Origin of the sequence: Pricia mediterranea, from assembly GCF_032248455.1 — a bacterium.
GTDB lineage: Bacteria > Bacteroidota > Bacteroidia > Flavobacteriales > Flavobacteriaceae > Pricia > Pricia mediterranea.
Genome location: NZ_JAVTTP010000001.1, coordinates 1,082,434 through 1,098,084 on the forward strand (window position 1 = coordinate 1,082,434; position 15,651 = coordinate 1,098,084).

The window sequence follows — 15,651 nt, forward strand, 5'->3', positions numbered from 1 at the left end:
AATGGCTGCCTATTTTTCATTGCTCTTATACAATTTGTGGCAAAACATCCGATTCATCTCAAAGGATACTATAAATTACTATAAAAATCGATCATATCGCCTTCTACAACGTCAACGACAGCCTTTTTGGTAGCGTTCGTCTTTCCGTGCTGGATACCGGTCTTGGTATAACGAGATTTGCGGGATGGCCCGTAGTTCATAGTTCGGACCTTTTTTACCGAAACCCCATAAGTAGCCTCGACGGCATCCTTAATTTGAATTTTATTGGCTCTTGGATCGACCAAAAAACCATAACGGTTGTACAATTCGCTTTCAGCGGTCATCTTTTCCGTAATAATCGGCTTTATCAACACGTTCATGCCTCCTTAGTTTTTAAATTCGATTCCAATCCCTCTAAAGCCCCTTCCATCAACACGATATTGTTCGCATTTAATATCTTATAAGTGCTTATCTCCGAGGAAGTTATGACTTCAGAACCCTTCAAATTTCGTGAGGACAAATATACGTTATTATTTAAACCTCCCAAGACAAATAAAGATTTTTTATTCTCTAAGCCCAATGCCTTCAAGACACCTGCAAAATCTTTCGTTTTGGGGGTGTCGAAACTGAAATCCTCAACGACCAATATTGCGTCTTCCTTGGATTTTAAGGTCAGGGCCGTCTTACGTGCCAGACGCTTGATATTTTTGTTCAATTTTTGACTGTAGTCCTTTGGCCTGGGTCCAAAAATACGACCACCACCTCTAAAGATTGGGGATTTTATACTTCCCGCACGCGCCGTACCGGTTCCTTTTTGCTTTTTGATCTTGCGCGTACTACCGGCGATCTCTGCCCTTTCCTTGCTTTTATGCGTACCCTGGCGTTGATGGGCCAAATACTGTTTGACATCCAAATACACAGCGTGCTCGTTGGGCTCTATGGCGAAAACAGCATCGGAAAGCTCAGCTTCCCTTCCTGTTTCTTTTCCTTTGATATCTAAAACTGCTAGCTTCATTACATCCACCTTTGAATCGTTACGTACCCATTTTTGTGGCCGGGAACTGCACCTTTTACCACGACTAGATTCTTTTCGGGCACTACCTTCAAAACCCTGAGGTTTTGAACGGTCACGCGATCGCCGCCCATACGTCCGGCCATCCGCATACCCTTAAAGACCCTTGAGGGGTCTGAGCCCGCGCCAATCGAACCTGGAGCACGCAATCGGTTGTGTTGACCGTGGGTCGCCTGACCCACGCCTCCGAAACCATGGCGTTTTACCACGCCCTGAAAGCCCTTGCCCTTAGAGGTACCGACGACATCTACAAACTCGCCTTCCACAAAAATGTCGACACCCAAAGTGTCGCCCAATTTGTATTTCCCTTGAAAACCTTGGAACTCGACGATCTTTTTCTTGGGAGCTGTACCTGCCTTCTTGGAATGACCCAGTTCGGCTTTGTTCGCACGTTTCTCCGTCTTGTCATCGAAACCCAATTGAAGTCCGGTATAACCATCGACCTCTTCGGTTCTGACTTGGGTAACCACGCATGGTCCGGCCTCGATAACGGTGCACGGAATATTCTTCCCGTTCTCGTCAAAGATGCTCGTCATGCCTATTTTTCTTCCTATTAACCCAGACATTGTTTAGTAATTAGTAATTAGTAATTCGTAGTTAGTACAAAATGTTTGACTGAAGCCCCCACTTTGACCACATACTCTATATATAATCGTAATATTCTATTTCCACTTACCAATCGTCATAATGGAGTGTCTTGTTCTTAACCCATCAAACGCTTGACTTAATAGAATGAATCATTGTGAACGTCTTTCAGGAATATTGAACCCTTTGTTTCCAATATCCAATACTATTAAAAAAGGTCGAAAAAAAAATGATTCGACCCGAATGATTTCTTTCCGTTTTTCCCTCGCTCGCAGCTTGGGACATGTAATAGCCTATTTCGAAACAGAAACAGACACTTCGACTGCGCTAAGTGTTTGTCCGGAACGATTCCCCGAAAAAAGGGAATCGAGCCTCACTAAACCTTAATCTCTACCTCTACCCCACTGGGGAGCTCCAGCTTCATCAGCGCATCAATGGTTTTGGAGGAGGAGCTGTAAATGTCCAAAAGTCGTTTGTAAGAGCTTAACTGGAATTGTTCTCTCGCCGTTTTATTGACGTGAGGGGACCGCAATACCGTAAATATCTTCTTGTGCGTGGGCAAAGGAATAGGTCCCGTGACCACAGCTCCGGTTGTCTTAACCGTCTTTACGATTTTCTCCGCGGACTTATCCACCAAATTGTGGTCGTAAGATTTTAGTTTGATCCTGATTTTTTGACTCATGCTTTCAAATAGTTTATGAGTTTATGAGTTTAGAAGTTTAAAAAAACCCGCTCATATACTGCCTACTGCTTAATGTTTACTGTCTTATGCGGTAACGCCTTTAGCCGCCTTGATTACTTCATCTGCAATATTCGAAGGTGTCTCAGCGTAGTGTGAAAACTCCATAGTAGAGGTCGCCCTACCGGATGACAGCGTACGCAACGATGTCACGTAGCCGAACATCTCCGACAAGGGCACTTCTCCCTTGATAACCTTGGCACCTGCTCTATCTCCCATGCTGGAAATTGTACCTCTTCTTCGGTTCAAATCCCCGACGATATCGCCCATATTTTCCTCCGGTGTCAACACCTCTATCTTCATAATCGGCTCCATAAGCACAGCACGGGCAGCTTTGGCAGCTTCCTTATATCCCATTTTAGCGGCCAATTCAAAAGATAACGAATCGGAATCCACGGCATGGAAAGAACCATCCTTAAGGGTTACCTTCATACTATCCATCTCAAAGCCGGCAAGGGGACCGTTCTGCATGGCCTGTTTGAAACCTTTTTCTACAGAGGGGATAAATTCCCTGGGAATGTTACCGCCCTTAATTTCGTTCACAAACTCAAGGCCGGTCAACTCATCATCATCGCTAGGCTCCATGGTGAAGACGATATCAGCAAACTTACCGCGCCCACCGGATTGTTTTTTGTATATTTCCCTGTGATCGGCCGATCTTGTCAACGCCTCTTTATATTCAACCTGCGGCTGTCCTTGGCTTACTTCGACTTTGAACTCGCGACGCAAGCGATCGACAATAATATCTAAGTGCAGCTCGCCCATTCCGGAAATAATAGTCTGCCCGGAAGCCTCATCGGTCTTTACTTGAAAGGTCGGATCTTCTTCGGCCAATTTTCCGAGTGCCATGCCCAACTTATCAACATCGGCCTTAGTTTTCGGCTCGACCGCGATACCGATAACCGGATCGGGAAAGTTCATACTTTCCAAAACAATGGGATGCTTTTCGTCGGAGAGGGTATCGCCCGTCTTTATATCCTTAAAGCCTACCGCCGCACCGATATCGCCCGCACCGATCGCGTCAACGGCATTTTGCTTGTTAGAATGCATTTGGTAGATTCTGGAAATCCGTTCCTTATTACCTGAACGATTATTCAAGATATATGAACCCGCATCCAACTTTCCGGAATATGCCCTAAAGAAGGCTAAGCGTCCGACGAAGGGATCTGTGGCAATTTTAAAAGCCAAGGCAGAAAAAGGTTCTTTCAGACTGGGCTTTCTCTTCTCTTCCTCCTCGGTATCCGGGTTGATTCCGACAATAGCATCTTTATCCAACGGAGATGGCAGATACCTGCATACGGCGTCCAACAAGAACTGAACCCCTTTGTTCTTAAAGGAAGATCCGCAGATCATAGGAATAATACTCATATCCATTACGGCGGCACGCAAAGCGGCATGCACTTCATCCTCGGTAATGGAATTCTCATCCTCGAAGAATTTTTCCAACAAATCCTCGTCGTATTCGGCAACGGCCTCGATCAGGGCAGCGCGATGCTCCTTGACCTCTTCCTTCATGTCTTCGGGAATATCGATGACATCAAAGGTGGACCCAAAATTTTCGTCGTGCCAGACCAGAGCGCGGTTTTTTACCAAATCCACGATTCCCCTAAAATCGGCTTCGTCACCGATTGGCAATACGATCGGTACGGCATTCGATTTCAACATTTCGCGAATCTGCCTTCCTACTCCCAAGAAATCGGAGCCCTGACGGTCCATTTTATTCACGAAGGCAATTCTTGGTACCTTATAGTTATCGGCCAATCTCCAGTTGGTTTCAGACTGTGGCTCGACCCCATCAACGGCGCTAAAAAGAAAAACCAGACCGTCAAGCACCCTTAAGGAGCGGTTCACCTCTACGGTGAAATCAACGTGTCCCGGGGTGTCTATTATATTAAAGTGGTAGTCCTTGGCATCTTCGGTAGGCTTCGCATTTTCCATCGGAAAGGTCCACGAACAGGTCGTCGCCGCGGAGGTGATAGTGATTCCGCGTTCTTGTTCCTGCTCCATCCAGTCCATCGTAGCAGCACCCTCGTGCGTTTCGCCGATTTTATGGTTGACCCCTGTGTAGAACAGAATACGTTCTGTGGTGGTTGTCTTACCGGCATCGATATGTGCCGCGATACCTATGTTTCTTGTGTATTTTAAATCTCGTGTTGCCATTCTAAAATCAAATTCCTAATTCCAAATTCCAATCCCGGCTACTTTCTATTTTGGGATCGGTCGTAACTTCCTACCTTATATACGCTTAAAACCTAAAGTGGGAAAATGCTTTATTGGCCTCGGCCATCTTGTGCGTATCCAACCGTTTTTTGACCGCTGCGCCCTCTTCCTTGGAAGCTGCAAGAACCTCCGCAGCCAATTTCTGGGCCATTCCTTTTTCGTTTCGCTTTCTAGAAAAACTGATCAACCACTTCATAGCGGTCGATATTTTTCTATCCGGACGTATCTGCATCGGAATCTGGAAGGTAGCACCCCCTACCCTTCTACTGCGAACTTCGACATGGGGCATAACATTTGAAAGGGCATCCTTCCAAAGCTCCAATGAAGTCTTCTCTTCATCGCTCTTCTTTTCCTCAACAATATCCATTGCATCGTAGAACACTCCGAAAGCCACGGATTTCTTTCCGTCCCACATCATCATATTTACGAAGCGCGTAACCAGTTGGTCATTGAACCTTGGGTCTGGTAAAAGCGGTCTTTTCTTTGCCTGTTTTTTTCTCATTGCTTTCTTTAGTTAATGGTTATTCGTCAATGGTCAAAAGAACTATACCCTCACCCATTGACCTTTAACTTTTAACCTTTAATTTTTGGGTTTTTTTGCTCCGTATTTCGACCTCCGCTGTGTTCGTCCCGCGACACCTGCTGTATCCAGTGCGCCGCGCACGATGTGATATCGAACCCCTGGCAAATCCTTAACCCTTCCGCCCCTGACCAATACTATCGAGTGCTCTTGGAGGTTGTGCCCTTCACCGGGTATATACGCGTTCACCTCTTTTCCGTTCGTCAATCGAACCCGGGCCACTTTACGCATGGCAGAGTTCGGTTTTTTCGGTGTAGTGGTATAAACACGCGTACAGACCCCACGTCGCTGGGGGCACGAATCCAAAGCCACCGATTTACTCTTCTTGGTAATCGTGGACCTTCCTTTTCGTACTAATTGTGAAATTGTTGGCATACTATTATATGTATGAAAAATTAACCCTTTGTTTTAAGGGCTGGCAAATGTAAGACTATTTCATAAAAATTCAAATGGATGAAGATTAAATTTCCAATTTATTTTTAGCCGGGCCCTTAAGGTGTTGGTACGGCCCCTCGAGCAAATATCGATCAAAAACAGAAATGCCTGTTAGTTTGCAATTCTCACCACTCCCCATTGCTTCCCAATAAGAGATGCGAACTCACGTATTCAAGTCATCTTTAAAGGAGAATCGGACGTAGGGGAAAAGCGAATCTTTGAGACCATATACAACCATAGTGTAGAGCACCTCGTATTCAAAACCATATCGACCACTTTGTATGAATGTAAACAAATGGCAATCAACTTCTAGACATCGAAAGAGCCCAGAGAGTCATCCTCCCGAAAACCTTAAATGTTCATACCTATGTTTTTGGCTGATATTTAAGATTTTGATTGAAAAAAATTAAAAATAAATAGTTTTTTGTTAATTTTTGCCACCTCTTTAACTTTTAATTAATATTTTCGCCAGAGCTAATTGAAATAACACCAAAAATGAAAACAAGATACAAGGGAGTATTGACGCTTCTGCTAGCGTTAGTTGTGCAGGTCTCTTTTGCACAGGAGAAAACAATTTCCGGCACGGTGACCGATCAGGACGGTCTACCGCTACCGGGGGTCAACATAGTAGTGCAGGGCACAACGACCGGCACACAGACCGATTTCGACGGTAATTACAGTATTCAGGCCTCCGAAGGTCAGGTCTTGTCCTTTACTTACGTCGGACAACAGTCCCAGGAAATGACCGTAGGAAGTTCATCGACCATAGATGTTCAACTTTCGGAAGATGCCCAGGCGCTTGAAGAAGTAGTTGTTGTGGCACAGAACATTAAAAGGGAGGCCGGCTCTTTGGGTTATGCGGTAAGCGACGTAGGCAACGAGCAGATAGAGGAGCGCGCGCAGGGCGATATCGGCCGAATTCTTCAGGGCAAGGCGGCCGGGGTAAACATCACCGCAACGAACGGAGTTTCAGGTTCGGGCACTAACTTCGTAATCAGGGGCTACTCTTCTATTTCAGGGAGCAACCAACCCTTGTTTATTGTCGATGGGGTACCCTTCGACGGGGGGGCCAATGAGCAATCGGATTTTTTCGATAGCTCGGGCGAATCCAGTCGTTTCTTGGACCTAGATCCCAATTCAATTGAAAACGTAAAGGTCTTAAAAGGACTCAGTGCCACGGTGCTTTACGGAGAACGGGGAAGAAATGGCGTGGTCTTGATAACCACCAAGAGCGGGAGTCAAAAAGCCACCGCAGAAAAACTTGAGGTCACCGCTTCCACGTCCTATTTTATAAGTAAGCCGATACTGCAGAAATCCCAGAAGGAGTATGGCGGGGGCTTCCACCAAGCCTTTGGCTTTTTCTTTAGCAACTGGGGCCCGGCCTTTTCCCAACAAAATCCCGTCTCTTACGGATCTTACTACAGAGGCCTTGCCCCCGATGGTACCGTGCTGGTACAGCATCCTTTTGACAGATTATCGGACGAATCCCTCAAAGTGGGCTTCGAAGATCTGGCCGCTTCCGATTATAGGTATCAAAATTATAATAGCATTGAGGATTTTTTTAGGACAGGCGGGGTATCATCGTCTTCGGTAAACCTCAGGGGATCAACGGAAAATGCCACCTATAATCTGAACTTGGGCCACCTGGAGGACAAAGGGTTTACTCCTGGCAACAAGGTCATACGGAATAATATAAGTATCGGAGGGTCCGCCAATTTGACCAATAAGCTTAGGGTCAGCGGAACCCTTAACTACTCCAATACTGATTACAAGACCCCACCCATCGCGGCTTCCTTGGGTAGCGGGACCATTGGGGACGGTGCCTCCGTTTTCGGGGATGTTCTTTACACCCCCATAAGTGTTGATCTAATGGGACTTCCTTTTCAAACTGCGGACGGAAGGAGTATTTATTATCGATCAGGCAATGATATTCAAAACCCGAGATGGACCGTAGAAAATTCCAAAACTACCCAAAATACCGAACGTATCTTTGGGAATATGAGCCTCGGCTTCGATATTACGGACCATCTTGGGGTTTCGTACCAACTCGGGCTTGACACCTATACGGAATTCAACACCTACGGGCAGAACAAAGGTGGCGTAGATGGCGATCCCACCGGTATTTTCAGAACCACCCAGGTCAAGAATAAAATATGGAACCATACGGTCAATTTCAACTATGACCGCGACTTTTCGGAAGATCTGAACCTTCAAGTGGTCTTGGGTGGACAGGCAAGAAACGATACCTTTGAAAGAGATGGGGTCGAAAGCACACAACAATTGGCGTTCGGGGTGCTGAAGCATTTTAACTTCGTCAACCACTCCACCGTAAACAGTTTTACCGGAGGAGATCTGGCCTTCAACAGTTTTGAAAACCAACTTGGGGTCTATACTGATATTACATTGGGCTATAAAAGAGGATTGTACCTAAACTTGGCTGCCCGTAACGACTGGAGCTCTACGCTGGAAAGAGACAACTACAGCATCTTCTATCCCGCTGCGAGCCTTTCGTTTTTGCCCACTCAATTTATCGAGGGCATGGTCAGGGACAATTTTTTGAGCAGCCTAAAAGTGCGAGCGGGTTACGGTACTTCCGCTGGATTCCCCGATCCCTACGGCACCAGAAATACACTTAATCTTACCTCCCGTGGTTTCGTAAGTGTAGATGGAGTACTTTCGAGCAACTCGGTATCAGACCGTCTAGGGAATCCCGATTTGAAGGCGGAGACTGTTTCCGAAACCGAAATCGGCGTAGATGCCCAATTTTTCAGAAGTCGTCTGTCGCTAAACGTCAGTCTTTATAAGAAGAAGACCAAGGATTTGATCACCGATCAGAACCTAGATCCTTCGACCGGTTTTACCGTTACCAGAATCAACGCTGGAAGTCTGGAAACCAAAGGAGTTGAAGTCGATTTCGATTTCACTCCGGTTCGCACCGACAATTTCTCATGGAATTTAGCCGGCAACTTCTTCGCGGACGAAAGCACGATTACAAGCTTGCCCGAAGGCACGGATCAAATCGCAGTGACCAACTTCGTAATCGGCAGTGCAGCGAATTATGCCATCGTCGGCGAGCCTTTTGGAGTTCTTCAAGGTTCCGCCGTGGTCCGGAACGATCAAGGGGAGCTGGTCGTAGGGGACGATGGATTGTATTTGGACTCGGGTGAAATTTCTATCCTGGGCGATCCGAACCCCGATTGGAACGCTGGCCTTACCACTACATTTCGGTACAAGGCATTTTCCCTCTCGGCCAATCTCCTGTACAGACACGGAGGAGATATTTTTTCCCAGACCATTGGATCGACCTTGGGACGTGGAACCGTCGGTTTCGGTATCGACAGAACGGCATCCTACGTGTTGCCAGGGGTAAGACAGGACGGTACACCTAACACCACCCAGATTACCGCCTCAAACCTTGGGTTCGATACTATTGGATTTGCGGATTTCGAAGAATTCTTGATCTACGACGGAACTACCATCCGGTTGAACGAAGTCAGTTTATCGTACAACATGCCATCGGAATTTCTCAAAAGGACCCCGTTCGGGCAGCTGAGCTTTACCTTAAGCGGCAACAATATTTGGTACGATGCCGTAAATACTCCCGATGATGTACGCTTTGACACCAACACCCTAAGTACAGGGGTCGGTAACGGTCAGGGAATCGATTATATCACCGGACCCAGCTCAAGAAGATATGGACTCAGTGTTAAGGCAACCTTTTAATCATGAACGGCAAAAAAATGAATACCATGTTAAAGCAATATAAAAAGTACATATATCGAGGGTTATGTATTTCATTCATAACCTTGGCGCTAAATTCCTGTGAATCGACCGAATTGGAGATTTTGGAAAGTCCGAATGCCTTGGCCCCCACACAGGCGGACGTAGATTTATTTCTGAACTCCATTCAAATTAAACTCGCGGCCGTACTAGATGGCACCCAGTCGGACGATAACGCAGGTTTATCGGAACGGGGAATGGAGGTCACCAGATTATTGCATATGTTCGGACCTACCTACGAGAACGCCTACCTTCCCGGTGATGTTGATATCGTTTATGAAGACACCTACGCGGGGCTCTTAGCGGATACAAAGGCCATTCTTGAACCGGCAGAGGAAGCAGGGCTATACACCCATAAAGGTATTGCCAAAGCTATCGAGGCCTATACATTTATGACATTGGTCGATTTTTTCGGGGACATGCCCTTTTCAGAAGCGATTCAAGGAACGGAATTTCCAAATCCGAGCTTGGACGATGATGCCGCTATATATGCCGCAGTCGAGACCTTGCTTAATGATGCCCTTACCGAGTTCAATCGGGATGAGGCCTTTGGTGTTGCCGATGATATCTTTTATGGGGGAAATGAAGATCAATGGATAAAATTGGTGAATACGCTTAAATTGAAGCTCTATCTACAAACCCGGTTGATCGATTCGAATGCCGGCGCTAAAATCAACGCCCTAGTGGCGGACGGCAATATTATTTTGGATTCTGCCGATGATTTTCAGTTCCAATACTCGTCCACAGATGCCAATCCGGACAGTAGGCATCCCATTTTCGGAAGAAATTTTGATGTGGCCGCCGATGTTTCAGACTACATGTCCAACTACTATATGGTATTGCTCAAGGACAGTTATCCCACCGGAGATCCGAGAACGCGCTATTACTTTTATCGGCAATCCTTAAACTTTACCGATGATGCCAACGAAGCCGACTGCGTTACCCAATCCGCACCCGTCCACTTCGAACTTTCTGACGTTTTCTGCGATGCGGGGAACGGATACTGGGGGCGTGATCACGGGGACAATGACGGTATTCCGCCCGATGGTGGCCTAAGATCGACCTGGGGCGTATATCCTATCGGAGGGCTGATGGACATCAATCAAGGCGCCGCCATTCCGGGAAGGGACATCGGCCTCGAAGGCGCAGGAATCTCCCCGATCATGCTCGCTTCGTTCACGAACTTCATGCTGGCTGAGGCTGCATTGGTAACAGGAGTGACCGGAGATCCCAGAGCCTATTTGGAGGCAGGTGTAAGAGCTTCGATCAATAAAGTCATTGCGTTCGGGGAAGGGCTCGATTATCTAGATGATGCCGTCGATGAAACCCGTACGGTCCGGGATGTTTACGTGCCCGCTCAGGAAAATATCGATCAGTACGTTACCAATGTGTTGGACGATTACGATGCTGCTTCCGCAACCGGCAAACTCGAAGTGATTGTAAAGGAATATTTCAAGGCCCTTTTCGGGAACGGGGTTGAGGCCTATAACACCTACCGTAGAACCGGTTTTCCATCTGATCTTCAGCCAACCCTTCTAGCGGAACCTGGTGAATTTATCAATTCGTTTATCTATCCCAGCGAAATGGTGGATCAAAATTCCAATATTTCGCAAAAACCCAATCAGGCCGTCCGTGTATTCTGGGCAGAGGGCGGACCAACTGTAGACTAAAATTAATTTAAGAAAAAAGATCATGAAAAATAGTTCTAAAACCCTATTGTTCCTGTTTTCCGCAATACTTTTTTTTGGATGCGAGGACGAAGAGAAAAACCCCTTCCCACGGTCGGCGCTGACCCAAGGGGCCGTTTTGCGGACCATATCATATAGTAGTCCGGCTATCGTTAATAAGAACGATGTTGCGGGATCGGATATCGTTATTGAATTGGAAGCGGACGATTTTCAAAATAATACGCGGTTCGCGTCCATGGATGTGTACGTATCCTTTGCAGATCGATTTTTTGATAAGGATGGGACAACGGACACTACCCTGGACGATGAGGACATCAGCGCAGGAGAAGAATTGCTCTTAAGCGTTCCGGCATCCGAATTTACGGCAGCGGAAAATGGTAAACCAAGGTACACCCTTACCGTCAATGCACAGGACGTGGTAGATTTGCTCGGGCTGGGTCCCAACTTAGATCGTTTGGACGGGGGAGATATTTTTCGTACCCGCGTCGCCATGATCCTAGAGGATGGATCGGTGTTCACCAGCAGCAATGTTGGAGATAATGTAACGGGGCAGTTCTTTGCTTCCCCTTTTCGCTATGAGGCCGATGTGGTCTGCATCTTGGCAACTCCGCCCACCGGAGAGTGGACCATAGCCGGACAAGATTCTTATGGCGATGGCTGGAACGGCGCCTCCATAACCGTAAACATCGATGGGGAGTCAGCTTTGGAATTTGTGGTCGATGTTGACGAGAATACGGAGAGCTTTACAGTGCCTGCCGATGCCCAATCCCTTAATTTTGTTTACAACGCAGGGTCCTTCGACGGGGAAGTTTCATTTCAGATTACTGCTCCCAGTGGGAACGTAGTAGCCGATGTAGTTCCTTCGCCGTCCGCAGGTGAAATTAATTTAAATCTGTGCCAAGAATAGAATACTCGTTTATTTTATCCTATTGCATGCCAAGCCGCCCTTTTCCAAGGGTGGCTTTTTTCATACCATAATTCCATTGAAGCATACCATAGTTCCGTTGAAGTATCATGTGGGCCTCCTTAATCCATTGGCTAAAAGTTCCACCAAAAGGAAAAATCAACCCGATTCGACCTATCCCGGATGTCCTCAAACCAATTTATTATTAACTGCATCCCGAATTGATGCTATTTCGATATTTTGATGATATTAACAAAACGTTTCGTTTTAACTTATCAAAACTCAAAGAAACCTGAACATAATACGCAAAATGGTCTGAATCGGCTCGGTTTATGGCACAACATTTAACTCTTTTAAGTGCTATGCATGCATAATTTATTGTTAAGCTAATTGGTCAATTAACTTAAAATTGGCACCTTTGGTGTTAGCTAATTCAAATAAACATAAAATGAGAGCAAGACACAAGGGATTGCTGACGCTGCTATTGGCGTTGGTCGTGCAGTTATCTTTTGCACAGGAAAAAACGGTGACCGGTACGGTGACCGATCAAAACGAGCTCCCCCTTCCGGGAGTCAATATTGTCGTACAAGGTACCACTACTGGCACCCAGACCGACTTCGATGGAAACTATTCCATAAATGCCGAAGAAGGGCAAGTACTCGTCTTTACCTATATCGGCCAGAAAGCCGTTGAACAGGGAGTAGGTGACGGCAATGTTATCGACGTACAGATGGAAGAAGATGCGCAGGCATTGGAAGAGGTTGTGGTAACCGCCTTGGGTGTTAACAGGGATGAAAAATCGCTTACGTATTCCGCCCCCCAAGTGAATTCTGAGGAACTGCTGTCAGCACAAAACGATAATGCGGTAGGTGCGTTATCCAGTAAAGTGGCTGGTCTTCAGGTGAATTCTCCATCTGGGAACTTAGGAGGTTCTCAACGTATCCTCATTAGAGGAGCAAACTCTGTAACTGGCGAAAACCAACCTTTATTTGTTGTTGATGGAATTCCAATGGACAACTCTGGATTCAACACTACCGATGCCCAGAGGGGCGCAGGAGGTGTTGATTTTGGTAGCACTATCAATGATATTAACCCTAATAATATTGAGTCGGTAACCGTCCTTAAAGGTACAGCCGCGGCTTTATATGGCTCCAGAGCATCTAACGGGGTGGTATTGATAAAGACGAAAACGGGTGAAGCCTCCGATAAACTTGGAGTTTCAATAAACTCTTCGGTTTCTTTCTCTCAAGTAGCAGTACTTCCCGACCTACAACGAGAGTATGGTGGAGGTGCCATAATCACAGGTGAAGACTCCGATGGGGGCTTTGCAACTGCCAATATTAACGGTACTACTTATAGGTTGGCCGATTACCACACCGATGAAAGCTGGGGACCAAAGTACGACCCAAATCTTATGGTGTTACATTGGGATGCATTCGACCAAGAAAGTTTTCCTGAAGATTATCTAAGACCGCGCCCATGGGTTGCTCCTGCCAATGATGTCGAGACTTTTTTCAATACGGGCATTACCTATCGAAACGATATAACCCTATCATCGGGTGGAGAAAAAGGAAATTACCTTTTTTCTTTTGGATCACAAAATCAAACTGGTATAGTTCCGAATACCGAAATCGAAAAATATTCGGCTAAAGTGAGTTTGACACAAAATCTTTCAGAGAAATTAACTGCCAACAGTATTATCAACTATACCGTTTCAAGAGGTAAAAGGCCGACAATTGGGTACGATGACAATAGTGTAACGCAAAAGTTTTTTCAATGGGGTCAAAGACAACTCGACTATGATCGACTAAGAAAATACAAGAATGAGGATGGTACTCAGCGAACGTGGAATCGCATATCTTGGGATGACGCTACCCCGAACTACTCGGATAACCCCTACTGGACGGTTTATGAAAATTATCCAACAGACAACAGAACTCGAGTTTTTGGAAACTTCGGTCTTAACTATCAAGTTAGCGACGAACTAAGTGTTAAGGGTACTGTATATGGTGACACCTATCATTTTGAAAATAAGGAAAGACAATCAATAGGTTCGCAAGCCCAGTCATTATACAGAGAGCGAAATTATGATTACAGCGAGTACAACTATGAGTTGGTTGCCAATTACAACAAAGATTTCTCGGATAATTTCTCACTAGGTGCTTTGGTCGGTGGTAATAAAAGAGACTATCAACTCTCATTCGTAAGAAACGAAACTACAGGAGGACTATCACTACCGGGCATCTTTAATATCGCGAATGGTCTTGGACAATTGGATAAAGACACTTATACCGATAAAAAGAAGGTAAACAGCCTTTTTGCAAGCTTAAACCTTGCAATATATGATCAACTGTTCTTCGATTTCACGGCGCGAAACGATTGGTCGTCTGCCTTACCAGATAACAACAACTCGTATTTCTATCCTTCGGCATCATTGGCGTGGGCTTTTAGCGATACCTTTATCCAAGACAGCCAATGGTTCAATTATGGTAAATTAAGAGTGGGTTGGGCACAAGTTGGTAACGACACGGATCCTTACAGAGCCGTGAACACACTTACCATAGATAACCCTTTCAATAATACAGGTAGGGTTACCGTACCAAGTACGAGACTTAATTCCGAATTGAAAAGTGAAACCACAACGACTTGGGAAGCTGGTGCAGAATTGAGTTTTTTCAAAAACAGACTCAACCTTGATGTTACCTACTACCAAAATGAAACGGTCGATCAAATCATTCCAATCGACCTCTCGTTTGGAACTGGTTATGGCAGTCAATATGTGAATGCCGGAAAGATGACAAATGAAGGTGTCGAAATCGCCGTTGGTATTACACCTGTAAGAACAGAGAACTTTAAGTGGCAAATTGACGGTACATTCGCTAAGAATGAAAGTGAACTTGTAGAGTTAATCGATGGTCTTAATTCTATACTTTTGACCAATGCTCCTTTCCAGGCGCAACTAGCGGCTTATGTAGGTGCACCGTACGGACAAATCATGGGCACTGACTTTATTTATGATAGTGAAGGAAATAAAGTGGTAACTGCCGGTGGAGCCTATGCGGCAACCAGCGATATCGTACCAATCGGTTCTACATTGCCAGATTACACCGCTGGCCTAAGAAACGCTTTCCAATATAAGAATGTTGATCTAAGTTTTTTATTAGGTATGAGCAAAGGTGGAAAGTATTTCTCTACCTCTCACATGTGGGGCATGTACTCTGGTATGTTAGAGAAAACAGTAGCGAACAACATTCGGGAAGACGGAATTGTTTTAGAAGGCGTTACCGGGACGGTAACGTATAATGCTGATGGGTCTTATACAGTTACGGATACTGCTCCTAACACAACTAATGTTTCAGCACAAGCGTATGGTGGTAACCATTACGGCGGTTTCGGAACACCGGACGCTCAAAACGTATTTGATGCCGATTACTTTAAACTTAGAGAAGTTACAGTAGGCTACACCTTTCCAAAGCAAATCTTTGACTTCTTCGATACGGCAAGAGTGAGTCTTTTCGGAAGGAACCTGTTGATTTGGGGCCTAGACTACGACGGAATTGACCCAGAAACCGTATCTACTGGTTCAGGAAACATTCAAGGCCTTGAAGGAGGTTTACAGCCTTCAACAAGGTCTTACGGAATGAACGTGCAATTATCATTTTAAAAAAT

Annotated in this window: 11 protein-coding genes; 4 read left to right on the forward strand and 7 right to left on the reverse strand. The window is 45.7% G+C overall.

From position 1 onward, the window contains the following. Window positions 1–68: 68 nt before the first annotated feature. The 7 genes from rplW to rpsL all read right to left on the reverse strand — a co-directional run bounded on the left by rplW (window position 69) and on the right by rpsL (window position 5,550). Window positions 69–359, reverse strand: coding sequence for a 50S ribosomal protein L23 (gene rplW, locus RQM65_RS04585; protein ID WP_314013071.1), 291 nt, complete (start codon window positions 357–359; stop codon window positions 69–71). After that, on the reverse strand, window positions 356–994 hold the full coding sequence (gene rplD / locus RQM65_RS04590) for a 50S ribosomal protein L4 (RefSeq protein WP_314013072.1): 639 nt from the start codon (window positions 992–994) through the stop codon (window positions 356–358). Before rplD ends, rplW begins: the two co-directional genes overlap by 4 nt. Next, window positions 994–1,617, reverse strand: coding sequence for a 50S ribosomal protein L3 (gene rplC / locus RQM65_RS04595; protein WP_314013073.1), 624 nt, complete (start codon window positions 1,615–1,617; stop codon window positions 994–996). The genes rplD and rplC overlap by 1 nt, the downstream gene beginning before the upstream one ends. A 395-nt stretch (window positions 1,618–2,012) precedes the next feature. Continuing rightward, window positions 2,013–2,318 carry a 30S ribosomal protein S10 gene (gene rpsJ / locus RQM65_RS04600; protein WP_091866937.1) on the reverse strand — a complete coding sequence of 102 codons (306 nt, stop codon included), beginning with the start codon at window positions 2,316–2,318 and terminating at the stop codon, window positions 2,013–2,015. An 84-nt stretch (window positions 2,319–2,402) separates the two neighbouring features. After that, a complete protein-coding gene (gene fusA / locus RQM65_RS04605; RefSeq protein ID WP_314013074.1) occupies window positions 2,403–4,535 on the reverse strand; it encodes an elongation factor G in 2,133 nt (710 codons plus the stop codon). An 85-nt stretch (window positions 4,536–4,620) separates the two neighbouring features. Continuing rightward, the gene (rpsG, locus tag RQM65_RS04610) at window positions 4,621–5,097 is read right to left on the reverse strand and encodes a 30S ribosomal protein S7 (protein ID WP_314013075.1); all 477 of its coding nucleotides are present in this window, start codon (window positions 5,095–5,097) and stop codon (window positions 4,621–4,623) included. A gap of 78 nt (window positions 5,098–5,175) precedes the next feature. After that, window positions 5,176–5,550, reverse strand: a complete 375-nt coding sequence (gene rpsL, locus RQM65_RS04615) for a 30S ribosomal protein S12 (RefSeq protein ID WP_314013076.1) — start codon at window positions 5,548–5,550, stop codon at window positions 5,176–5,178. Window positions 5,551–6,105: 555 nt separating this feature from the next. Here rpsL and RQM65_RS04620 point away from each other — a divergent pair. From RQM65_RS04620 to RQM65_RS04635, 4 genes are all read left to right on the forward strand, one after another. Next, a complete protein-coding gene (locus tag RQM65_RS04620; RefSeq protein WP_314013077.1) occupies window positions 6,106–9,333 on the forward strand; it encodes a SusC/RagA family TonB-linked outer membrane protein in 3,228 nt (1,075 codons plus the stop codon). A gap of 2 nt (window positions 9,334–9,335) precedes the next feature. Next, the gene (locus RQM65_RS04625; protein WP_314013078.1) at window positions 9,336–11,060 is read left to right on the forward strand and encodes a SusD/RagB family nutrient-binding outer membrane lipoprotein; all 1,725 of its coding nucleotides are present in this window, start codon (window positions 9,336–9,338) and stop codon (window positions 11,058–11,060) included. 22 nt (window positions 11,061–11,082) lie between these two features. After that, window positions 11,083–11,985 (forward strand): hypothetical protein, encoded by a 903-nt coding sequence (locus tag RQM65_RS04630; protein ID WP_314013079.1) that lies wholly within the window; start codon window positions 11,083–11,085, stop codon window positions 11,983–11,985. A gap of 445 nt (window positions 11,986–12,430) precedes the next feature. After that, window positions 12,431–15,646: a SusC/RagA family TonB-linked outer membrane protein gene (locus RQM65_RS04635; protein ID WP_314013080.1), complete on the forward strand. Its 3,216-nt coding sequence runs from the start codon at window positions 12,431–12,433 to the stop codon at window positions 15,644–15,646. The last annotated feature ends 5 nt before the right edge of the window (window positions 15,647–15,651 follow it).